The following is a 23,571-nucleotide window of genomic DNA, read 5'->3' as shown; positions in this document are numbered from 1 at the left end:
TTTAGGATATCTCGCTCATCCGTGACGCGACGCAGCTCAGCCTGAAGGCGACGGATTTCTGCTTGCTGATTAGAGGAGTGCTGTCGTTCGTCTTTAGGGGTGCCGCATCGCTTGATCCAAGCATAAATGCTATGACTTGAAACGCCCAACCGCTCAGCGACCTCTGCCACAGAAAACTGACGCTCAGTGACTTGCTTGACGGCGGCCTGTTTGAATTCTTCGGTGTAACGTTGTTGCTTGCTCATGATGTCTCCTCAACTTGCATAGTTTGAGGCTCTTGAGCTGTCTAGGAAAGTGGGGGCGATTCATGGCTTGGCGTGCAGACGTACATACAGGGCTAACTTCTTGCTCATGATTGCTCCTAATAAAAAAATAAAACACGAAGATGGTGGATACGCGCTATCACGCTTATCCACCCTACTAAAAATCTAAATACTCGCTTCCAGCACTTCCCTACTCTTATCCAGCGTCACATCCTGATGCTCACCGAGTTTGACCATGCCATGACTTTCAAGCTGCGCCAGCAGGGCAGGAATGGCATCCGCGCTAATGTTGTAGGCGGATAAGCGCGTCGGCACGCTGAGGCTTTCGAAAAAAGCGCGGGTATTTTGGATGGCAGCTTCGATGCGAGCATCCTCTGTACCTTCACTGATATGCCAGACGCGCTCGGCGTATTGGAGCAGCTTGGCGCGTTTGGCATCGCGACGCAGGCTGAGCATGGTCGGCAGGATGATAGCCAGCGTTTGCGCGTGATCCAATCCATGGAGCGCGGTGATTTCGTGGCCTATCATGTGCGTCGCCCAATCGCTCGGTACGCCGGAGCCGATCAAGCCATTCAAGGCCAGCGTTGCAACCCACATGAAATTGGCCTGCAAATCATAATCCTGTGGGTTTTGCAGAATTTTAGGGCCGATTTCAATCAGCGTTTGCAGTAGGCCTTCGGCAAAGCGGTCCTGCACGCGCGCTTCCACCGGGTAGGTCAGGTATTGCTCCATGATGTGCGTGTAGGCATCCACCACGCCGTTAGCCAACTGGCGCGGCGGCAAGGTATAGGTCTTGGTCGGATCGAGCACGGAGAACTGTGGAAACACATGCTCACTGGTGAAATAGAGCTTGTCGTGCAAGCCGGATGCAGTTTCGGTGCGTGAAATCACCGAGCCGTCATTCATCTCCGAGCCTGTTGCAGGCAAGGTCAGCACAGTGCCATAAGGCATGGCTTGTTTCACATTAGCACCGCGCTGGAGCAAAATCTCCCACGGGTCGCCCTCGGCATACACCGCCGCCGCGACAAATTTAGTGCCATCAATCACCGAGCCGCCACCGACTGCCAACAGATAATCCAGCCTGTTAGCCTTGATTTGGGCGACAGCTTTTATGAGCGTTTCATAAGTCGGATTAGGCTCGACGCCGCTGAACTCCTCGACATAACGTCCGCCCAGAGCGGCTTTGACTTCATCCAGCGTACCATTCTTCTTGGCGCTACTTCCACCGTAAACAATCAACACGCGAGCCTCAGCAGGCACCAGCTTGTCGATTTCGGCGACCTTGCCCTTGCCGAAAGCGATACGCGTGGGATTATAAAAATCAAAATTCAACATCAAAAACTCCTTAAAAATTACCGTTATTAGACCAGTCGGCTAGTTTTCGGCCAAATAAAAAGATCGTACTCAATCAAGCCCCAGTCTAGTTTTCGTGGCGTTCATGGCGCATTCCAGAGCTGCACGCGTTCGGCTTACTTTGGTCAAAAGCGTTGCGCCTATCCACATATAGTAAATCTCGGTCGTGACAGTTTTTGCATCGAGGTTGGCGGGAAACTCGGCGGTGCGTATGCCCTGTTCCACGCAGTTGGTGAGGCATGCTACCACCCGATCCGTGCCATTCTTCAGCGTCGAGCGCATGGCTTCGGAAAGATCTGTCACTTCCGCACTCAATTTAACGACCAGGCATTTATCTGTTGTGACATCGCTGGATTGGCTATCCAACCAAAATTGAAAAAACTTGAGTAGGCGGCTGGAGTTAGTACTGCCGTCATCTTTAAGCATACGCTCTAACATCTGCAGGTAGTCGTCAAAATAGTCTGCTAGCAAGGCGTCGCCAAACTGCTCCTTTGACTTGAAGTAGTGATAGAACGAGCCCTTGGGCACGCCGGCAGTAGAAAGTATCTCGTTGAGGCCTGCCGCAGAAAAGCCCTTGCCGAGGATGATGTCCTTGGCTGTATCGAGGATTTGCTGACGCGTATCGCCAGACTTTGTGATTGGAAGCTTATTTCCCATAAGTGCATTATTGCATTAATTAGACCGGTCGTCTAGTTAAAATACAATAAAAATTCACCCCAGAGGACTCTCTGCGACTTCATAATCAATCGAGAGACTGGTTATCACGGAAGTTAGTAGGTCAATTATATTTCCCTGTCAGCAAACCACCAGCAGACTGACAGGTATTCATGTTCTAATAGCCTACAACAGCAAGCCAGCCCCAAGTTAAGTGAACTGATCGTCGATCAAGCCGCATATCCCGGCACAGAAGTGCCTGACCAAGACAGCAGGCCAAGTGAATAAGATTACACTTGATGCTGCAGCATCACTTTCTCAGCCGCACTTGGTCACACGCCTGCCACCACCACACGCCGGGCATCCTTTGTAGAAGCTGCACACTACTTATAACGAGAAGACTGCAGGAAAACCAAGTGTGTTAAATCACAAAGACAATTTGTATCTTCACAACAATTAGAGCTCTTGTTATAATGTTGAGCTTGGTAAGACACTTTACTGAGACAGTGGCAAAAAGAGTAGCTTTTAACAACCTGATTTAGTTGAATTTTTTTAATTTTACTGAGTCTCCCTCGCTCTCCGCCACAATGAATCAAAGCCCTGAGTTCTCAGGGCTTTTTCATTTTCCGCGATTGGGAATGCAATATTGCCTGATTACGTCACTCTTATGCTTTATACATAATGCATTTGAAATTTTTATCAACCTCCGGGTTGACTCATCTTTCATGCGTCTATAGAATCTGTAACTGTTAAATGGCAAACTCAACGAAAGTTGGGGACGCAAAGTCACCGGTCTAAAAGAGTTCATCTCTCATGATAGCGGGATTGCACACGACGGAATTTCCCCCCGTCGACGCGCCTCCACCATTCACCCAGAATGCTTCATTTAACGGGTAATAAACGGGGCGCGATGGCTCCTCACTCAAGCCATCGCTAACCGCTCTCCAAATCTCCACCAAGCAGTACGCATCAACTACTAATCACTGACTATTTGCGCCCTTCATCCAGCCATGGAGCATCAATACTCTCAAAGTGAAGAGTTTATTCGGTATGCACTGGATAGCGCAGCCATTGTGGCGGTTACCGATGTGACTGGCACCATTACCTTTGTCAATAGCAAGTTTTGTGAAATCAGCGGCTATACCGAACAAGAACTAATTGGCGGCAATCACCGCATCCTGAAGTCCGGCGTACACGACGGAGAGTTTTTCCGAGCAATGTATCGCCACATCGCCAAGGGCAAAGTCTGGCATGGCGAAATCTGCAACCGCCGCAAGGATGGCAGTTTGTATTGGGTAGATACCACGATTGTTCCCCATGTGGCCCTTTCGGGGAAGGTCGACAGCTATACGGCTATCCGTTTTGATGTTACCCAGAGAAAACTCATAGAAGAAGAACTCCGGGCAAGCAAGGAAGAACTGGATATCCTTGCCAGTACTGATCCCTTGACTGAATTACCAAACCGCAGGGAATTCTACGAGAAAATCGATGAATTTTTTTCCCAGCCACAACATGTGCAAACATTCCATCTGGCGCTGCTTGATATTGATGATTTCAAAGAAATCAATGATTCATTCGGCCATGCGATTGGTGACGATCTGCTGAAAATCATTTCAGAACGCATTAAATCCATCAGCCAGAACAACTGCTTCATCGCCCGCATTGGGGGAGATGAGTTTGGCTTCATTATCCCCAACAAGAGTTCTGACGAAGTAGACGCTTTCCTGGAAACAGTCCTGGAGCACCTGAGAAACCCCATCAAAATTGGTCATTTCACCCGGCGCTATTCTGCCAGTATCGGCATTGCAGCCTATCCTGTGGATGGCAACAGTGCATCCACGTTGTTCAAGGCCGCAGATATGGCCCTTTACCGGGCAAAGAACCTGGGCCGCGATCGTGTTGCATCATTCAATACTGAGCTGAAAGAAACTGCCGAGCGCAGGTCACAAGCACTTTCGGACATTGAAGATGGATTACGCAACGGCGAGTTCTGCCTGTTCTACCAGCCAGTTCTCCCCATCAACCAGCAACAGGGAATATCACTTGAGGCTTTGATGCGCTGGCACCACCCCACTCGCGGCCTGCTCACTCCGGGGCACTTTATTGAGGCATTGCAGGACAGGGCCCTGAGCGCCACACTTGGGCTTTTTACCCTTGAACAGGTCTTTCATGATGTCTCACAGATGCAGCATAAAAATATTCATGTCAGTCGTGTCGCCATCAACCTGACAAATTCAGACTTCCGTTCCGAGACTTTTGTGGACCGATTCTTTGAGTTATGCCGCCTTCATGGCATATCACCAACACAATTCTGCGTTGAAGTCACCGAGGGCATGTTTCTGGGACGTGACCAGAAACGTGTCCATAATGGTTTACGGCGCCTGCATGAAGCAGGTGTCGAAGTGGCGCTGGATGACTTCGGTACAGGTTTTGCCTCGCTGACCCATTTGCGACAATTACCGATAGACAGATTAAAAATTGACCGCAGCTTTATTTCCAATATTGTCACATCGGAAGATGACCTGGCCATTGTCGACGGCATTATCCATATTGCTCATCGCATGGGCAAAGTCGTCGTGGCCGAAGGCGTGGAAACAGCAGAGCAGGCCGAGCTACTGAGGAGGCTTCAATGCGATTTCCTGCAAGGATGGCATTTCAGCAAAGCATGTCCTCTTGAACACTTATCAGCAATCCTGTCCTCATTGGCATCAGACTCACCTCATCCATAACAGGACAGCCGGCCTCAGCGAGAGCGAGCATCAACCCTCGCTACCCACAGGTTGGAAATAATGATTGCCCCCAGGATAACGACCATGCCTATCCATTGAATCATTTCAATATGCTCCTTCAATATCAGATATGAACATAGCATTGCCATCGGCAACTCTGACGAAGACAAGATCGCACCCAAGGCCACACCTATTCTCGGAATGGCGATGGCAAACAGCATGGTAGGTAATGCAATCCCCAATAAACCCAACGGTATGCCAAACTTCAACAATGGCCCCAGTTTGTCCATATCCAGCAGAAACCCAGGTGGGAACAGAATGAAAATCACGATACATGACCCCGTCATCATCAGGGCACTTTTCAATGCACTGGGCAGATGGTTGCCCATGCGACCACTTATCATGATGAATAATGCATAAAACACTGCCGCAGCCAGGCCAAACATTATGCCTGGAACACTTAATTCCACATCCTGCCCGATAATATTCACGGCAAGACAGCTTCCCAGCATCACCAGCAATATGCAGCCCATTTGCACCAACCCTGGACGCTGCCCGAACACGAGATAATCAATCAAGGCGCTAATCCACAGGTATTGCATCAATAATACAATGGCAACTGAGGCAGGCATCAGGTTGACGCACTGGTAGTAACACACCCCAACCAGCCCCGGAAAAACACCTGCCGCGATCAATTTCAACCTTAATATTCCAGGCGATACATGATGCCCATCAACCTGGCCATGCGAATGCCGCCAGCTACGTCCAAGCAGAAATATCCCCCACAACATCAATACACCAGTCAACACCTGGGACCCTGTCACCTCTCCCAGGGTGTATCCGTGCTCATAAGCCTTCTTGACGATAGTGGATAAGGCTCCAAAACTACACCCTGCAACAAACACAAGAAAACTGTAATACCAACTACTGGGCTTCATAAAATCACTCATGGCAACGATATCTGTCCTGATCCATCGCACAATTCCCTGCAATCCAATCAGGCACCGACCATTCTCTTGAATAGTCACCTCATTTGCAATGCAATCCGCAACAACCTTTCCTCATCACACTAAGTGCCACTACTGTATTACAGCAGCAATCTCGCTAACCGAAATAATATCTTGCCAACCTCAACAGTTTATACAATACTCACATTTAATATACAGACCTGTATATTAAACACAACAAGGAGACACCAAATGAAAATTCTGCTGATTGGCGCCGCTGCCTGTATCACCGCCCTGATTCTTTCTGCCTGGCTGATGACTTTCGCCAAATGGTTTCCCATCAAGGGCGTGGATGAATTCCTGATTGATTACAAGACCATGATCAGGGCCCATATTGACTATGCATTGATGGCGCTATTTGGACTGGCATTCTATGGACTGGGCATAGAGCTACCAGCTATTGCCTGCGTCTGCCTCGCCATCGGAGGCTTCACCAACCCGACCATTTTCACCATTGCCGCCTTTGATACCAACTTCTGGGAAAAGAAACGCTGGAAGATTTTCAGTGCCATCAGTTTCATACTGACCACGATCGGCTTCATGTGGATTACCTTCACGATACTGCTACACGCAATGCACTGATACCTCAAAGTACAATACTGAAATGTATACGATAAAAACATCGTACGGACTGCCAGAAAAACCTGGTAGCAACACAATGAGCTATATCAAAAAATGCTCAGAGCTCATCCGCCAGCTATTCAACTTATATCTTTCATTATTCGAATACTAGGATTTGCAATTCTGCCCTCTTCGATATACCTCCCAATCAGCCGTGAGGAGTAATCCATCATCCACCAAGATTACTCCCACCATCATTCAACCTCTTGCCAACCATGCCACTTCATGTAATACTTGCGCCCTCTTGATTGAGACGTTGTTCATCGCAATTGCGATACATACAAACGAGATAAAATTTTTCTAGCATTAATTTTTTCTTCACGTATAATGCACGCCTCACATAAGCGCCCGTAGCTCAGCTGGATAGAGTACTTGGCTACGAACCAAGGGGTCAGGAGTTCGAATCTCTTCGGGCGCACCATAAAATCAAAGTCTTAGGCCACCTCCTGGTGGCCTTTTTCTTTTTCTGTAGGGAAAACGTCAGTACCTCCCACCAGTTTCAAGCCGACGCGCCTGTCTACATAGCTGGCCAGATGCTCCGTTGAAAGGTGCGCATAGCGTTGCACCATTTCAGCCGAAGCCCAGCCGCCAAGCTCCTGTAACACATGCAAAGGGGTACCATCCTGTGCATGCCAGCTTGCCCAGGTATGCCGTAAATCGTGCCACCTGAAGCCAGCCGGAATTCCCGCTTTCTTTAATGCATCCCGCCACGTTTTAGTGGAAGTTTGGGTCACGGGTAGCCCCTTGTAAGGAAACACCCATGTTTCGTGCTTCCCTGTCTGCCCTCTCAGAATTAAAACAGCCTCTCTCGACAAAGGAACGCCAATCGCTTTTTCCGCCTTGGCCTGATCCGGGTGTATCCAGGCAATGCGCCTTTCCAGATCCACCTGCGACCATTCCAGATGCGTGACATTGTGACGACGCAATCCCGTTTCCAAAGCAAAGCGCATCATCGACTGCTGATGATCAGCGAGATAGCCCAGCAGTGCTTCGGCTTGGCCACGCGTGATCCAGCTAATCCGCTTCACGGGCTCCTTCATCATCGGAATATTTGGACAAGAAGCGATCCACTCCCAGTCGTCCCTCGCCTTGCGCAAAATGGCCCGGATAATTTCCAGGGTGCGATTGATCGTGCTCGGCTTCGGAACAATCTTTCTGGCAGGCCCTTTTTTGCGCGGTATCTCGTAAGGCTTCTGGCGAGCAATTGTGATTTCTGAAATCAGGTCACGATTGATCTCATCCAGATACTTACCGTTCAAAAAAGGATCAAGCCAGCGCAGATGCGACTTGTCCGTTTCGATGGTTGTCTTCTGGGATTTTTCGGAAAGATATCTGACGACTGCATCCTGCCAGGTTCGCTTAGGCTTAATCCCTAATCGCTTTTGCTCCCACATCTGAGCTTGCAAGCGATCATGGTATTCCTGAGCGAGTTCTCTTACTTGAGTCCCAGTTGTTTTTTGTATTCGCTTTCCGTCGGGGGCAGTAATTTCGACCCACCAGTTTCGTGAGTCTTTGCGTTTGAAAAGTGACATGCGTTACTCCTTTCCGTTGAGTCACTTACAGACGCCTGCGCCTTGTAATTTGAGCGCAGCCACTCAACCAAGTCAACATCTATAAATACCCATTTCTTACCCGGCTTTGCCGCTGGTATTTCGCCCCGCCTTGCCATTTCTGAGAGGGTGATGGGATGCACTTTTATAAATTGCGCAGCTTCCTCGATTTCCATCGTTTTCATTTCCCATCTACTCCTCTGGTCATCCCGTTCTGCGGGTGCTCAGGTGGCCAGTTATCCAGTGCAAACACTGGAAATCTGGCGCGGTGTTTTTTAGTAATCGGTACGCGTTCACCGGCAACGGGTACCGACTGAATGAGTGCAAACATACGCTCAAGCCGTGGTGCAAAACCTGCGTCCGGGCAGAGGTAATGCACCTTGGCGTATTCCTCCCGCTTCATCATTTGCAGGTAAATCGCAAAGATCGCCTCGTAGCGCTTTAATGTCTTGATGCTGCGTTCCAGCTCAATCGCAATGGTTTGGCCCTCTGCATTGGTGGCAATCGCATCTGGACGTTTCTTAATGCCTTTGGGCAGCCGGTGTCCGGGAACCCAATTGGTCCAGCCAGCTTGTTCTGCCATGAGCCTTGCTCGCTGAATATCCAGGTAATGGGGAATCGTCATGACGGATAATTTGCCGGGTTCAAAGTAGGGTCGGACCCGCATCGCTTCATTGTCAGCCCATGCGAAAGCCAGACCCTGCGGCGTAACTCCCCAGAGGCTTAACCTGAGTGCATCTACCTTGTATCTCAGCAAGAACCCGTCACGCTCCATCTGGCAAATGGTCTTGAAGGTTGCCGGTTCTGACAAACCTAGCATATCAGCCAGGTTGGTCAGATTGCTCCAGGTTTCATCACGCAGGAACCGCAGTACCGTTTCACGTTTGGCCTGACTGCGCATACAGCGCTGTTGGTAGGAGTTAATCAACATCGAGCAGACTCTGTGCGGTGGTCAGGGACGGGTTTGCTGGAGAGGGTTTCTCCAACTTAGGCTCAGCACCTGGAATGGATACCGGCGTAATGGCCCACCTGCTTTTAGTAACCCGAATTGGTGATGTGAAGAAGAACTGTGCCAAGCCAGCACCATATAAAACCGCACAGCGCTCAGGCAGGGCATGCAGCATATTGGTATCTACCAGTGGGCGCTCTGCCTGGCGCAAGGTTCGCCCTCCATCACGCGCTTCTGTCAGCCCTGCATTGGTTTTGACCTGCCGAATTTCATCATCGACCAGGATCGTGCCGCTCATGCGTGCTAGCCATAAAGCGGTATCGGGATCCTTGACCTGGTAGGCCATCTTGATCGCACAGTTTTCATTCACGGAAGCTACGACGGATTCCGGATCCAGATCGGCAGGGCAGTCGCGCAAGTCGCCTAATGATTGATGGGCAATCATTACGTGGGCGCCTTTGTCACGGATGGCGCCGAGTGCTTCCAATGTCGGGCGGCTGATCAGGTATTTGAACTCATCCAGGAACAGACAGGCATGGCGTGCTTTTTGTCCGTTAACCAACTCACGCGGGCGCACTTCAATGTGCTGCATTACGGATAAAACGAAGATACGCTGCAATTTTAGGATACGTGGATTGCGCATGGACCCGCGCATGTAAATGACCGCACCCTGTTTGATGAGGCTCCCCAGATCTACGCCTGCTCTAGTATTAACAGCATTGACCAGGCCAATCTCTTCCAGATCGGACACAAATTTCTTACCGGCCTCCGCAATATCCGGCTGATGCTGTATCAGTAATTGCAGGGTTTCAATCAGCGAGTAATCCTGCCTGTTGGCCAGGTTTGCAAAAATCCGTGCTGCACGTCGGTCATCAAGGCGATAGAAGTCCGCGTCTGTGCCTTTCTCACCAAGAGAAAATCCTGCAGATAGCAGTTCTTCAATCTCATTGGCATTTTTATGCTGAAGAGGGTTCCATTGCGGTTGTTCAGACTGCAAGTCGATGTAGACGTAAGGCACATTGGCCTGTCTTGCAGCTTCACGCATGACATATGGGAGCCATTCATCATTCTTGGGATCAACGACCACCACACACTCGCCGGATGCAAGGGCCTGAGATAGCAACACCCCTGCTGCGACACCCTTGCCTGAGCCAGTGGTGCCAATTACATCTACATGCGACTTGCGCCATTGCTGCCATGGAATATAGACCGGCTTTCTTTGTTCATTCAGGCCAAAGAACATGCCTTTCTTGTCATTGCAGTATTTGGTTGGGTCGTAGGTACTTTGCGAGTCCGGCAGATGTACACCAATCTGGCGAATGTCCGTCTTGCGATTGCGCTCTGTGCTGTTAGCCTTGGTCAGACGGTGTTTGATGACTTCGATATAAGGCGAGGTGTAACGAATAAGCAGGATCACCATCGCAAGCCCGGCAAAGGAGCCAATACCGAACCCCCATAAATGATAGGTTTGCAGGTGAAATACGGCGTTGGCGTAATAGAACGCAAGATGGGGAATGGCAAAGTAAAACCCTGGCTGAAAGATCAATGCGAGCATTGCCATGCTTGCAAACAGGCGGCCCGCCTTGCTCTGGCGATTAAGCCAGAAGAGAGTGGCGGTAATGCCGAACACCAGTCCGACACACCACCAGAGTTGTTCAAGTTGGATGATCCAGGCATTCAGAAAGTCGATGACGAGGTGATTGAATCTGGTTACAAAATTCATGACTTCTCCTGTTCTACAGATTGCGATTTCCGGCCAATAGCCTGGTGCATGGCGTCCAGATATTTGGGAATATCACTTGGGTTACTTGGCTTGATGACTTCGGCGGATTTTTTGATTTTTTCCAGCGTTGCTTGCTCACGTGCCGCAGCAATGCGAATGCCCGCCTCGGGTGTGAACAGCCCTGCTTTTGCGCGGGAGATCAGTGAGCGCAGATAACTGAGTGGTGCGCCCGTGACTTTGTTGGCATTCAGGCGTGCTGATAGCTCGTCAAGTACGGCCTGGGCCAAGGATGCGTCGATGGTATCCAGCTGCGGCTTGGCAAGTGCACGCTCTTTGGGGCTGAGCTGCCTTGGAAAAATATAATCTGTACTACCGCTACCAGTGGGTAGTGGTAGTTTTTGATTAATTAGAGGATCTATGGTGGTTTGGGTGACAGCTACGTCACCAGGTGGTGGGGTAGCTGCCACGACCTCGTGGCTAGCTTGCCGTAGGGTAGGTGACAATTTGTCACCCTTGGGTCTCATTGCCAGATAGTACCTGTTGCTAGCTGGTGAGCCGTCATTCCTGAATCGGGCTTGCACTTCAATATAGTGACTGTTTCTTAGGATTTTGAGTATGCGCTGTACGCTCCGCTCATCCATACAGGCTTTATGGGCTAAAGTTGTGATACTAGGCCAGCAACACCCTTCATCGTCAGCTGCATCAGCCAGCGCCATGAGCACCAATTTGATAGATGGCCTTAAGCGAAGCTGCCAAGCCCAGTTCATCGCGGCAATACTCATTTTTTGAGATGCGAACCAGCTTTTGTTGAGCTACTTTTGTGTGGTTGGGTAGCACTCCCCAGTGGTGTTTTTGAATGGTAAGTTCTGGCGCTTGATTGCTCTTTTATCCAACTCACAACATCCGATGCGAGAAATAGGCGTCTTCTACCTACGCGGAAATTTGGCGGCATCGGCATTCCTGACGACAGCCTGTTTCTGCCAGTCTGTACTGAAATCTTTAATAGCTGACATACTTCAATTAAGCTCATTGTTTGCATAATTTTGTCATCCAAAGTCATTTAAACGATGCAATGGATTCTGAAAAATACCTGTCTAATTTTGGTGCAAAAAAATGCACAAATCTCATATACTTTTTCGTAACCTATTGAAAGGTAATAAATATGAAGAAGAATCCAGGAGATAAATTCAGGCAGAGAATCGCTTTTAATCTAGCTAAGCAGTGTTTGCTAGAGGATAAACATGATCCGTCTAAGCCGCAGGCGGATTTGTTCGTGGATGCGTTAAGTCGCTCTAGTCTCGCATTGCCTGATGGCAAGCAACGAATTGGGCGCAGAACCTATGAGGATGGCTGGCAAGGGAAGCGACGTCCGCAACTAGAGACGCAATGGCTGCTAGATGAGGTTGTCCAGGAATATAGCAAAGAGAGTTTGGATGACTGGAATGATCGTATTGCTTTAAATAAGCGTTTGCATGAAAGAAAGCTGGAAATGGCATTAGATGATATTGCTTCAGCTGAAGCCACGCTCGCATACACAATGGAAAATCAGAATAAGATTTACCAAGACTCAGCTAGGGCTGCCTTGGAAAGATCAAAAATGCAGTATGAAGAGCTTCGCTCTTCCGGGTATTATCGTGATGGATTGCATATAGGATATTTCCCCGGCATCGATATAAAGCCATCTAGCTGGATCAATAGAAATGCAATCAACGATGTTCTGCATGAACATTTAACTGCATTAGATGTAGGGTGCATGGAGTATTCGAAAGAAAATATCGCTAAGTGCGATAAATTACTTCGTCGCATTCATGAACGATGGAATCCTCGTGGTTCAAATTGCTTTTTCGAGTGTATGGAATTCTCACAAGCTGACTTCATTCATGTGGACGAAGGAGATTATTTAGAAAAGTTCATTAGTTTGAATGGTAGTTATGATCCATCTATGGACTTGTTTGATCCACGTATCTTTGCCAAGTTTAAATCGCCTGATAATGTTTATCAGACTTATGATGTTTTCTCCCCGGCAAAGATCGGCGAATTTCTATCCAGCATTCCAGTTTCTAAAGATATTTCAGAGCACCCACTTTTGGATTTCTGGGTACTGGATTTTGCATCATCAGTTTTAGCTTTTTACTGGTTGTTTAACGCTTTCCGCAGGCGTGATGGATATTACAGAGTAATGCCAGAGACCAGTATAAAGTCAATGGATATGCTGTCGGATGGGAAGCAATTATTGTGGGGTGAAGGTGACATTCAACAATGTCTTTCTGGGTTTGGAATTTCCATAAAATCAGAGTTCTATGAAGTTTATCTTGCGATTTTTAGCTCAATTCGAAATAAGTACCACTCTATCCTTAAGCAATTCGGGATAGATGTTAACGAGTTTCAGGAAATATTTGAGGAGTTTGACTATGGGAATAGAGTGGTGTTCGCTCCAAACGGCTTGAGCCGTGAACGATCACCCTTAAGCATGTAGGTCATAGGCGAATGCCTGTCTTTCAATCAGGAAAGACTCTGATTTATTTATGGGTATTCGTCGTATTATCATATAATTGCTCCAGTATTATTGGGCAATGCGGAAGCACTGCAATAAAATCAAACAATCATAATAATTAGGGAGCACTCGTGTCACGACTGACCGATTTGATTGCTCAGGTCAGAGCCAAAGATCCTCAAATAGGGGCGGACCTGGATAAAGAGTTCAAGGTTCTGTCATCTCGCCTGCCCTTTGGGCTTAATTTCGAACCTCATCACCCTGAGGTCGTTGAGTTGCCACAACGCCTTATCCGCAAAGGCGATAAGGTACGTATATTGCCGGAGCGTGGTTTGCTATGAAAGGCGACCAGTTTCAAAATTTTGATCGATTGAAGGTGCGGACGTGAACAACAACAAAGAAGCCCAGCGAGCAGAGCTCCACAAGACCATCTGGCGCATCGCCAACGACCTCCGCGGCAGCGTTGACGGCTGGGACTTCAAGTCCTATGTGCTCGGCATCCTCTTCTACCGCTTCATCTCGGAGAACCTCACCGCCTACCTGAACAAGCTCGAGCGCGAGGCCGGCGACGCCGACTTTGATTACGCCAAACTCAGCGACTCCGACGCCGAGTTCGGTCGCAAGGACACGGTCGACGAGAAGGGCTTCTACATCCTCCCGAGCGAGCTGTTCGAGAACGTGCGCAAGCGCGCGGCGCAGGACGTGAACCTCAACGAGACACTGTCACGGGTCTTCGCTAGCATCGAAGGTTCGGCGGTCGGGGCGGCGAGCGAGGACGACCTCAAGGGTCTCTTCCACGATCTCGACGTGAACAGCCCGAAGCTCGGCCCGACCGTCGCCAAGCGGAACGAGCGGCTGGTCAAGCTCCTCGATGCGATCGGCGAGCTGGACTTCGGCAACGGTGGCTTCGCCGAGAACACCATTGATGCCTTCGGTGACGCCTACGAGTACCTCATGGGCATGTACGCCTCCAGCGCAGGCAAGTCCGGCGGCGAGTACTACACGCCGCAGGAGGTCTCGGAGCTTCTGGCGCGGATCACGGTCGTCGGGAAGACCGCCGTCAACAAGGTCTACGACCCTGCCGTCGGCTCAGGTTCACTGTTGCTGAAGTTCGCCAAGGTTCTCGGCAAGGACAACGTCCGCCAAGGTTTCTACGGTCAGGAAATCAACCTGACCACGTACAACCTCGCGCGGATCAACATGTTCCTGCACGACATCAATTACGAGAAGTTCGACATCTTCCACGGTGACACGCTCACCGATCCGGGCCACTGGGACGACGAGCCGTTCGAGGCGATCGTGTCCAACCCGCCGTACTCGATCAAGTGGGAGGGCGACTCCAACCCACTCATGATCAACGACCCTCGGTTTGCCCCAGCAGGCGTGCTCGCCCCGAAGGGCTACGCCGACCTGGCATTCACGATGCACATGCTCAACTGGCTGGCGGTTAACGGCACGGCGGCTATCGTAGAGTTCCCCGGAGTCATGTACCGAGGCGGAGCCGAGCAGAAGATCCGCAAGTACCTGATCGACAACAACTACGTCGATACGGTCATCCAGCTTCCGCCAGACCTGTTCTTCGGCACGACTATCGGCACCTGCATCCTCGTGCTCAAGAAGTCGCGCAAGGACAGCTCGGTGCTCTTCATCAACGCCTCCGCCGAGTTCAAGCGCGCCGGCAACAAGAACAAGCTCTTGCCTGAGCACCAGCAGAAGATCCTCGACGAGTACACCAACCGCGAAACTATCGATCACTTCAGCGCCGTCATTCCGACCGAGAAGATCGCTGAGAACAACTACAACCTCTCAGTGACCTCATGGGTTGAGGCCGAGGACACCCGCGAGGCCATCGACATCACCGAGCTGAACGCGCGGATCGCCGGAATCGTGGCGCGTCAGGCCGAGCTCCGGACACAGATCGACGCGATCGTTGCCAACCTGGAGGGTGCGTCGTGAGCCGGATCGATGAACTGATCGCCGAGCACTGCGCGGACGGGGCGGCCTTCCGAACGCTTGGTGACGTTGGCGAGTTCATCCGAGGAAACGGGCTGCAGAAATCGGACCTGACAGATGTTGGTTTCCCGGCGATCCACTACGGCCAGATCCACACCTTCTACGGCACTTGGACGGCGTCAACGAAGTCCTTCACGGATCCCGGGTTGGCCTCGAAACTGCGTCGTGCCCACACCGGGGACCTCGTCATCGCGACAACCAGTGAGGACGACGCGGCCGTCGCAAAGGCAACCGCATGGATAGGCGACGGCGAGGTGGCCGTCAGCGGCGACGCCCACATCTACCGGCATTCTTTGGACCCGCGTTACGTTGCGTACTACTTCCAGACTGACCAGTTCCAGTCGCAGAAGGCACGTCACCTCACGGGAACGAAGGTGCGGCGGATCTCCGCGGACTCTCTCGCCAAAATCCGAATCCCCGTGCCGCCGCTCGAGGTACAGCGCGAGATCGTGAAAGTATTGGATGCGTTCACGGAGCTAGAAGCGGAGCTAGAAGCGGAGCTAGAAGCGGAGCTAGAAGCGCGTCGACTTCAGTATGCCCACTACCGGGACGCCCTCCTGACCTTCCCTGAGACGGGGGGGGGGGTACAGAGGATTCCGATGGGTGAGGTGTGTGCGAAGATGTCGTCTGGGGCAACGCCGCTGGCGGGCAAGTCGGCGTATTATGACGGCGGGACGATTCCGTGGCTCCGCACTCAAGAGGTGGTCTGGGCTGATGTCTGGGACACCGACGTGAAGGTGACCGAGCAGGCTCTTCGCGAGACAGCCATCAAGTGGATTCCCGAGAACTGCGTGATCGTTGCGATCTCCGGCGCGTCGGCGGCCCGTGCGGCCGTCAATAAGATCCCGGTGACGACAAATCAGCACTGTTTCAACATGGAGATCGACCCCGACAAGGCTTTATATCGCTACGTCTTCCACTGGGTTTCGAGGCATTACGAGGAGCTGAAGGCTCTCGGTCGTGGAGCTCGATCGGATCTCAATGCCAGCATCATCCGATCGTTCCCGATTGCACTGCCGTCACTGGGTGAGCAACAACGGATCGTTGAGACCCTCGACCGGTTCGACGCACTGGTGAACAGCCTCACTGATGGCCTTCCAGCCGAGATCGCTGCGCGGCGTGAGCAGTACGAGTACTACCGCAACAAGCTCCTCGCGTTCGAGGAGGTGGCAGCATGATCGAGCCGAAGGCCACTCGCTACGAGCCGATCGCGGTGTCGGCTGAGAGCACGGTTGTTGCCGAGTTCATCCCGGATGCTGCGTCAGCGGCCTCGTACCAGTCCGAGGCTGACCTGGAGCGCGAGCTGATCAAGCTCCTGCAGGGGCAGGCATACGATTACCTCCCGATCACGACCGAAGCGCAGCTGATCGCCAACCTGCGCACCCAGCTCGAAGCCTTGAACGGCATCACGTTCAGCGACACCGAGTGGGAGAAGTTCTTCAGCGAGAAGGTCGCTGGCGCGAACGACGGCATCGTTGAGAAGACCGTCCGGATTCAAGAGGACCACGTCCAGGTCTTGAAGCGGGACGACGGCTCGACGAAGAACGTCCAGCTCATCGACAAGAAGAACATCCACAAAAACCGTCTCCAGGTCATCAACCAGTACGATATCGGTCAGGGTGAAGGCGGTGCGAAACACTCAAACCGCTACGACGTCACGATCCTCGTCAACGGCCTGCCATTGGTCCACGTCGAGCTCAAACGCCGTGGAGTCGACATCCGCGAGGCGTTTAACCAGATCGACCGCTATCAGCGCGACAGTTTCTGGGCAGGCTCGGGGCTCTTCGAGTACGTCCAGCTGTTCGTGATCAGCAACGGCACGTTGACCAAGTACTACTCCAACACGACCCGTCGCCAGCACCTTTCGGAGCAGGGGCAGACGAAGAAGGCCAAGAAGACTTCGAACTCGTTCGAGTTCACCTCGTGGTGGGCCGATGCGGCGAACCGTCCGATCCAGGACCTGACCGGCTTCACGAAAACCTTCTTCGCCAAGCACTCGCTGCTCAACGTGTTGACGAAGTACTGCGTGCTGACTGCGGACCGGCTCCTGCTGGTCATGCGGCCGTACCAGATCGTCGCCACCGAGCGCGTGATCCAGAAAATCGAGATCTCGACCAACTACAAGCAGCTCGGGACCGTCGGCGCGGGTGGGTACGTCTGGCACACCACCGGTTCCGGCAAGACGCTGACCTCGTTCAAGACGGCGCAGCTCGCGTCGCGCATGGAGAGCGTCGACAAGGTGCTGTTCGTGGTCGACCGCAAGGATCTCGACTACCAGACGATGCGAGAGTACGACCGCTTCGAGAAGGGCGCGGCCAACTCCAACACCTCCACTTCGGTGCTGAAGAAACAGCTCGAAGACCCCAGCTCCAAGATCATCATCACCACGATCCAGAAGCTCGCAACGTTCATCAACGCCAACAAGGGCCACGCGATCTACGACGGCCACATCGTGTTGATCTTCGACGAGTGCCACCGGTCGCAGTTCGGCGACATGCACTCGGCGATTACGAAGTCGTTCAAGCGGTACAACATCTTCGGCTTCACCGGCACGCCGATCTTCGCCGTCAACTCATCTAGCGGCGGCAACCCTAACCTGCGCACCACGCCGCAGGCCTTCGGCTGCTACCAGCACGGCAGTCCTGCTGATTGCCCGCCTGCTGATCACCAGATGGCGATCCACACCTACACGATTGTGGATGCGATCAACGACAAGAACGTCCTGCCGTTCCGCATCGACTACGTCAACACCGTCAAGGTCCCGGAGGGTGTGGGCGACAAGCAGGTCAGCGCCATCGACACCGAAAAGGCGTTGCTTGATCCGGAGCGACTCCGCCAGGTCACGGCCTACACGCTGGAGCACTTCGAGCAGAAGACCAAGCGGACGCAGGGCTACGACTACTCGGTCGTGACCAACGTTGCCGACGTGGTCGGCAGCCGCAACAAGGTCTCCGAGCTCAAGCAGGCGAGCCGGGTGAAGGGCTTCAACGCGATCTTCGCTACCGCCTCGATCGACGCGGCGAAGCGCTACTACCTGGAGTTCAAGAAGCAGCAGGCCGACCTGACGCCTGACCAGCGGCTCAAGGTCGCCACGATCTTTTCCTACGCGGCGAACGAGGATGTCGGTGACGACTACCTCGACAAGGAAGGCTTCGAGACCAGCTCGCTCGACCAGTCGTCGCGCGACTTTCTCGACGAGGCGATCAAGGACTACAACGCGCTCTTCGGCACAAGCTACGACACGAGCGCCGACAAGTTCCAGAACTACTACAAGGACCTGTCGCTGCGGCTGAAAAACCGCGAGATCGACCTCGTCATCGTGGTCAACATGTTCCTGACCGGCTTCGACGCCACCACGATGAACACGCTCTTCGTCGACAAGCGGCTCGTGAATCACGGCCTGATTCAGGCCTACTCGCGCACCAACCGGATCCTCAACTCGGTCAAGACCTACGGCAACATCGTGTCCTTCCGCGACCTGGAGGAAGAGACCAACGACGCCATCGCGCTGTTCGGAAACAAGGACGCGCGCGGTATCGTGCTGCTCAAGCCGTATGGCGAGTACTACACCGAGTACGCCGACAAGGCCTCGGAACTGTTGGCGAAGTTCCCGCTCGAGGAGCAGATCGTCGGTGAAACGGCGCAGAAGGAGTTCATCGCGCTGCTCGGCGCGATCCTGCGGCTGCAGAACATCCTGACCTCGTTCGACGACTTCGCAGGAAATGAGATCATCACCGCCCGCCAGATGCAGGACTACCGCAGCATCTACCTCAACCTCTACGCCGAGTTCCGCAAGGAAGGCCAGAGCGAGAAGGAAGCGATCAACGACGACGTCGTCTTCGAGATCGAGCTCATCAAGCAGGTCGAGATCAACGTCGACTACATCCTTATGCTCGTCGCCAAGTGGCGCGACGCCCGAGGCAACGGTGCCGACAAGGAAATGTCCGCGCTCATGGACATCCAACGCTCCGTCGACTCCAGTCCGACCCTGCGGAACAAGCGCGACCTCATCCTTGACTTTGTCGACCGCGTCTCGGCGTCCGGCGAGATTGACGAGGAGTGGCGTGCATACGTCGCGGCACAGCGCACTGCCGAGCTCGACACCATCATCAACGACGAGAACCTCAAGCTCGACGAGACCCGAGCCTTCGTCGATCACGCGTTCCGCGACGGGTCCATCCCGACCACCGGGACGGCGATCACCAAGATCCTTCCGCCCGCTTCCCGCTTCTCTGGCGGGAGAGGCCACGGCGAGAAGAAGGCACGCGTGCTCGACCGCCTTGGCGAGTTCTTCGACCGGTTCTTCGGGCTGAGTCATGTGGGTGGGCAATGACGAGCTCGAGCATGGCACCCCAGGTGATCCAGAAAGTCGTCCTCAAGAACTTCCGCAGGTTCCGAAGCACGACGATCGAGTTTGCAGCCGGTTTGAACATCTTGGTGGGCGACAATGAGGCCGGGAAATCAACGGTTCTCGAGGCGATCAACCTCGCCCTCACCTCTCGGTGGCAGGGGAAGTTCTTTTCAGGCGAGTTCGCACCGCACTTCATCAACCTCGACGCAACGACGGAGTATCTCGACGCCGTGCGCGCAGGGGAAACGCCTGAGCCGCCGGAGGTGGTCGTCGAGCTCTACCTGAGTGAGTCGGCGGACACGGTCAGGCTCAAGGGAACCAACAACTCTCTCGGCGAGGACGCGTGCGGCCTTCGTCTGGTCGCTCGATTCGACCAGGAGGGCTTCAGCGACGAGTACCAGTCATACGTCGCGGACAAGGATGAAGTCCGATCAGTTCCGACCGAGTTCTACAGGATCGACTGGCACGACTTCGGCGCCCACGCCGTCAATCCTCGCGCCATCAAGGTCACGTCGTCACTCATCGATGCATCGCGAATCAGACTCCAGTCGGGCGCTGACTACTACCTGCAGCGCATCATCACCGAGAGCCTCGACACGAAGCAGCGCGCCCAACTTTCGCGCGCATTCCGGTCGCTGCAGGAGTCCTTCGTTGACGACGCATCCATCACGGCGCTCAACGACGCACTCGACGCCAGTCAAGAGCAGATCACCGACAAGAAGCTCACGATGGCAATCAACGCATCCCAGAATAACCAGTGGGATAGCGCTCTAGCGCCGCACCTTGACTCCTTGCCGCTCCACATGGCGGGCAGCGGCGAGCAGAACAAACTCAAGATCCTTTTGGCGCTCGCCCGACGAGTGGAGGATGCCCACCTGATCTTGGTGGAGGAGCCCGAGAACCACCTCTCATTCTCCTCGCTCAACCAACTGATCGAGAAGATCGGAACCAAGTGCGAGGAACGGCAGGTCGTCATCTCGACGCACAGCTCGTACGTCATCAACAAACTCGGTCTCGACAAACTCATGCTGCTGAGCGGTGAGTCGGTCACCCGCACAAGCGATCTCCCCGCTGACACGCAGGACTACTTCAAAAAGCTTTCGGGCTACGACACGCTCCGCCTCGTGCTCGCCAAGGCAGTAATCCTGGTCGAAGGGCCATCCGACGAGTTGATCGTGCAGCGGGCCTACCGAGACAAGCACAACAAGCGGCCCATCGAAGACGGCGTCGATGTCATCAACGTGCGCGGGCTGTCCGCGAAGCGATTCCTCGACTTGGCCGTGCCGCTCAAGCGCCGGGTAGCCGTGATCAACGACAACGACGGCGACTTCGCGAAGAACATCACCGAGAAGTACGCCGACTACTCGACCAACGACTTCATCTCCATTCATGCCAGCGACGAGGACGACCTCAAGACGCTGGAGCCGCAGATCGTCGCCTCCGCTGGCTTGGACGCCGTGAACAAGGCGCTCAGTACGGCGTTCACGACCGAGGCAGAGGCCAGCGACTTCATGATCGCCAATAAGACGGGTGCGGCTCTCGCCCTACACGACACTGCCCAGACATTGACTTGGCCGCAGTACATTCAGGATGCAGTCGATGGCATCCACGAATGAGGTTGTCATCGCATGCGCTGGCTCCGGCAAGACGACCTACCTGCTAGAGCGAGCCCTCGCCGATCCGACCAAGCGGGCTCTGATCATCACTTATACGAACGAGAACCTTCGCGAGATCAACTCGCGCCTGTGGCAAAGGTCGGCGGGGAGCCACGCTCACGTCGAGACCATGACGATCTTCGAGTTCCTCCTGCGTGAGTGCATTAAGCCCTACCAGACCTTCAAGGCGGGCATCGCGCAGATTCGGTCGGTCAACTTCGTTTCGGATCGCCCGCGCTTCGCCAAGAAGAGCGACTTCAAAGCGTCGTATCTGGATGACTCGCATAACGTCTATCGAGATGCCGTCTCCGATCTCGCATGCGTTCTCAATGCCGAGTCCGGCGGAAAGGTGGTGGCCCGGCTAGAGGCGATTTACGACGCGATCCTGATCGACGAGATGCAGGACCTTGCTGGCTGGGACCTCGAATTCGTTCAACTGCTGCTGGGTTCGTCAATCGAAGTTACGCTCGTTGGTGACCCGCGACAGTCCGTCTACTTCACGAACCAGTCGGCGAAAAACAAGAACAAGAAGGGCGTCAGCATCCTCGACTGGATCGACGAGCGCGTTCAGGCAGGCACATGCAGAAAGGTCGAGCATGCCCACAGCCACCGATGCGTCCAGACAATCTGCACATTCGCAGATGCGCTCTTTCCCAACATGACTGCGACGACCTCGCACAACGGGGAGCAGACCGGACATGACGGGGTCTTCTTGGTCAAGGCAGCCGACCTGGATGCCTACCGGGCCGCATATGAGCCACAGGAGCTGCGCTGGGACAAGCGCTGCAAGACTGCTGGTGAAGGCGCGAAGAACTTCGGGCAAGTCAAGGGGCTCACGTTCACGCGAGTCCTGATCCATCCGACCAAGCCGATCACCAAGTACGTCGAGGACGGGACGGTCCTTTCAGACGGATCGGTATCGAAGTTCTACGTGGGCGTGACCCGTGCACGCCAGAGCGTGGCGATCCTTACCGAAGCAGCAACGACGTCATCGTCGCTCCCGTACTGGTCGCCACCATCGGGACCTGTAGCCGACGTTCACTAGCGCTGCCACCCGTGTGTGGCTCGGAGCTGGACGCCCTCGGCTCGCAGATAGTTCAGCACCGACTTGCTGGAGAGGCGCGTCTTCCATGGCAGGCCACTCACCCCAAGGCGAGTGAAGCCATGCGATGTCCAAGCATCAAAATGGCTGTGCCTGTTTTAACGACCAACAGGGCGTTAAAATTGCCACTCGTCCAGAGTGGCAACCCAAGCTGTGATAGCCGCACCCTAGTGCGGATAAGACCTTGTTAGCGGAGCGTTCGCCCCAGCGAAAAAAGGGCGTGCGCAGCTGCCGTCGTCGGTGACAGCACACGCTGGCGCTCGACCAAAGAAGAACACATGCAGCGTCCAGCGAAACCCAGAACATCGTGGAGGGCAACTTTTAGTCATCGTGTCTGCGGTAGCAGAGGCGTTGTCTAAATGTTGTGTTTTCTTCTTTGGTCGAGCGCCAGCGTGGACGACGGCAGGTGAATTTGTGACATGACAAGCGTCCAGCGCAGACATGTTGCAAAGAGGCTGAAAGCCTCCGAGCGTAACAGTCGTCCAGACTGTTCGCATGAGGTGAATGCTTGTACTGCCTGGCGTCCAGCAAGGTAGACAAGCAGAGGACGGCTCCTCAATACCTCATGCAGTCGCACTGCATGAGTATTCGCTTTTCAATATCAGGCGGTAAAGATGGTGAGCATGGTTGGATAAGTTACTTCGGCAAGTGATTTATCCGAAGCCGTTTATCCAACTGTGTTGTCCATATTGGCCGCCACCTCTTGCCTTCTATACACGATAAGCAGCATCAGAAGAACACACGCTCCTGCAATGACAGCAGGGAACAGAACCGTAGCAACCGAATAATGAATCGCCCCTACTATTCTAGACAGTCTCCAGCCCCTCGAAATAACGCTTTTCATACTCTACTGGCGATAGGCCATTATTGAAACTGTGTCGACGCCTAGGGTTATAAAACATCTCGATGTAATCAAATACATCTTGGCGGGCGGCTTCTCGATGCTCATAAATCTTCCGACGTATCCTTTCCCGCTTCAGCAATTGAAAGAAGCTTTCTGCGACTGCATTGTCGTGGCAATTTCCTCGTCTGCTCATGCTAGGTTTGAGACGGTGCGCTTTTAAAAATGCCTGCCAATCATAGCTGCTGAACTGACTACCTTGATCT

At 53.2% G+C, this 23,571-nt stretch carries 19 protein-coding genes, 1 tRNA gene, 1 pseudogene and 1 riboswitch; of the genes and pseudogenes, 10 read left to right on the top strand and 11 right to left on the bottom strand.

Going from position 1 to position 23,571, the window contains the following annotated elements; genetic code table 11:
• From CHB59_RS11510 to CHB59_RS11500, 3 genes are all read right to left on the bottom strand, one after another.
• On the bottom strand, positions 1–245 hold a 245-nt coding region (locus CHB59_RS11510; protein WP_143738727.1), incomplete at its 3' end, for a transposase.
• A 183-nt stretch (positions 246–428) separates the two neighbouring features.
• Complete coding sequence (locus CHB59_RS11505; RefSeq protein ID WP_089376384.1) at positions 429–1,598, bottom strand: iron-containing alcohol dehydrogenase; 1,170 nt, start codon at positions 1,596–1,598, stop codon at positions 429–431.
• 69 nt (positions 1,599–1,667) lie between these two features.
• The gene (locus CHB59_RS11500; RefSeq protein ID WP_089376383.1) at positions 1,668–2,273 is read right to left on the bottom strand and encodes a TetR/AcrR family transcriptional regulator; all 606 of its coding nucleotides are present in this window, start codon (positions 2,271–2,273) and stop codon (positions 1,668–1,670) included.
• A gap of 742 nt (positions 2,274–3,015) precedes the next feature.
• Positions 3,016–3,103: riboswitch (cyclic di-GMP riboswitch) on the top strand.
• Between the two features lie 177 nt (positions 3,104–3,280).
• On the opposite strand from CHB59_RS11500, the gene CHB59_RS11495 reads away from it, so the two are divergent.
• Positions 3,281–4,999 carry a putative bifunctional diguanylate cyclase/phosphodiesterase gene (locus tag CHB59_RS11495; RefSeq protein ID WP_089376382.1) on the top strand — a complete coding sequence of 573 codons (1,719 nt, stop codon included), beginning with the start codon at positions 3,281–3,283 and terminating at the stop codon, positions 4,997–4,999.
• 14 nt (positions 5,000–5,013) lie between these two features.
• On the opposite strand, the gene CHB59_RS11490 is transcribed toward CHB59_RS11495, so the two are convergent.
• Positions 5,014–5,937 carry an EamA family transporter gene (locus CHB59_RS11490; RefSeq protein WP_089376381.1) on the bottom strand — a complete coding sequence of 308 codons (924 nt, stop codon included), beginning with the start codon at positions 5,935–5,937 and terminating at the stop codon, positions 5,014–5,016.
• Between the two features lie 261 nt (positions 5,938–6,198).
• Between CHB59_RS11490 and CHB59_RS11485 the strand changes: the two genes are divergently transcribed.
• Entirely contained in the window at positions 6,199–6,588 is a 390-nt protein-coding gene (locus CHB59_RS11485; protein WP_089376380.1) for a hypothetical protein, read from the top strand.
• 383 nt (positions 6,589–6,971) lie between these two features.
• Positions 6,972–7,048 (top strand) — tRNA-Arg (locus CHB59_RS11480).
• Positions 7,049–7,061: 13 nt separating this feature from the next.
• On the opposite strand, the gene CHB59_RS11475 is transcribed toward CHB59_RS11480, so the two are convergent.
• From CHB59_RS11475 to CHB59_RS11935, 6 genes and pseudogenes are all read right to left on the bottom strand, one after another.
• On the bottom strand, positions 7,062–8,159 hold the full coding sequence (locus CHB59_RS11475) for a tyrosine-type recombinase/integrase (protein ID WP_089376379.1): 1,098 nt from the start codon (positions 8,157–8,159) through the stop codon (positions 7,062–7,064).
• Entirely contained in the window at positions 8,063–8,353 is a 291-nt protein-coding gene (locus CHB59_RS11940) for a helix-turn-helix domain-containing protein (protein WP_425435879.1), read from the bottom strand. The genes CHB59_RS11475 and CHB59_RS11940 overlap by 97 nt, the downstream gene beginning before the upstream one ends.
• A 5-nt stretch (positions 8,354–8,358) precedes the next feature.
• Positions 8,359–9,108 carry a MobC family replication-relaxation protein gene (gene mobC, locus CHB59_RS11465; RefSeq protein ID WP_089376377.1) on the bottom strand — a complete coding sequence of 250 codons (750 nt, stop codon included), beginning with the start codon at positions 9,106–9,108 and terminating at the stop codon, positions 8,359–8,361.
• Entirely contained in the window at positions 9,098–10,849 is a 1,752-nt protein-coding gene (locus tag CHB59_RS11460) for a type IV secretory system conjugative DNA transfer family protein (protein ID WP_089376376.1), read from the bottom strand. The genes mobC and CHB59_RS11460 overlap by 11 nt, the downstream gene beginning before the upstream one ends.
• Positions 10,846–11,373, bottom strand: a complete 528-nt coding sequence (locus tag CHB59_RS11455; RefSeq protein WP_245835131.1) for a hypothetical protein — start codon at positions 11,371–11,373, stop codon at positions 10,846–10,848. Before CHB59_RS11455 ends, CHB59_RS11460 begins: the two co-directional genes overlap by 4 nt.
• Before the next feature lie 75 nt (positions 11,374–11,448).
• Positions 11,449–11,616 (bottom strand): annotated as a pseudogene (locus tag CHB59_RS11935) (helix-turn-helix domain-containing protein); the annotation flags it as partial.
• Between the two features lie 395 nt (positions 11,617–12,011).
• On the opposite strand from CHB59_RS11935, the gene CHB59_RS11450 reads away from it, so the two are divergent.
• The 7 genes from CHB59_RS11450 (at position 12,012) to CHB59_RS11420 (ending at position 22,407) form a co-directional block, all read left to right on the top strand.
• The gene (locus tag CHB59_RS11450; RefSeq protein WP_089376374.1) at positions 12,012–13,325 is read left to right on the top strand and encodes a hypothetical protein; all 1,314 of its coding nucleotides are present in this window, start codon (positions 12,012–12,014) and stop codon (positions 13,323–13,325) included.
• A 149-nt stretch (positions 13,326–13,474) separates the two neighbouring features.
• Positions 13,475–13,684 carry a hypothetical protein gene (locus CHB59_RS11445; RefSeq protein WP_218816239.1) on the top strand — a complete coding sequence of 70 codons (210 nt, stop codon included), beginning with the start codon at positions 13,475–13,477 and terminating at the stop codon, positions 13,682–13,684.
• A 43-nt stretch (positions 13,685–13,727) separates the two neighbouring features.
• Positions 13,728–15,299, top strand: coding sequence for a type I restriction-modification system subunit M (locus CHB59_RS11440; RefSeq protein ID WP_089376373.1), 1,572 nt, complete (start codon positions 13,728–13,730; stop codon positions 15,297–15,299).
• Positions 15,296–16,534: a restriction endonuclease subunit S gene (locus CHB59_RS11435; RefSeq protein ID WP_089376372.1), complete on the top strand. Its 1,239-nt coding sequence runs from the start codon at positions 15,296–15,298 to the stop codon at positions 16,532–16,534. Before CHB59_RS11440 ends, CHB59_RS11435 begins: the two co-directional genes overlap by 4 nt.
• Positions 16,531–19,689, top strand: coding sequence for a type I restriction endonuclease subunit R (locus CHB59_RS11430; RefSeq protein ID WP_089376371.1), 3,159 nt, complete (start codon positions 16,531–16,533; stop codon positions 19,687–19,689). The genes CHB59_RS11435 and CHB59_RS11430 overlap by 4 nt, the downstream gene beginning before the upstream one ends.
• Positions 19,690–19,700: 11 nt before the next feature.
• Positions 19,701–21,323: an ATP-dependent nuclease gene (locus CHB59_RS11425; RefSeq protein ID WP_218816238.1), complete on the top strand. Its 1,623-nt coding sequence runs from the start codon at positions 19,701–19,703 to the stop codon at positions 21,321–21,323.
• Entirely contained in the window at positions 21,307–22,407 is a 1,101-nt protein-coding gene (locus CHB59_RS11420; protein ID WP_179212152.1) for a UvrD-helicase domain-containing protein, read from the top strand. The genes CHB59_RS11425 and CHB59_RS11420 overlap by 17 nt, the downstream gene beginning before the upstream one ends.
• Before the next feature lie 863 nt (positions 22,408–23,270).
• On the opposite strand, the gene CHB59_RS11415 is transcribed toward CHB59_RS11420, so the two are convergent.
• Positions 23,271–23,571 (bottom strand): IS3 family transposase (locus tag CHB59_RS11415; RefSeq protein ID WP_143738726.1); only part of this gene is annotated, 301 nt, incomplete at its 5' end.

Source organism: Methylobacillus rhizosphaerae, from assembly GCF_900187985.1.
GTDB classification, from domain to species: Bacteria; Pseudomonadota; Gammaproteobacteria; order Burkholderiales; family Methylophilaceae; genus Methylobacillus; species Methylobacillus rhizosphaerae.
Note: the sequence above shows the minus strand (reverse complement) of the source record. Positions and strands in the feature narration are given on the sequence as shown.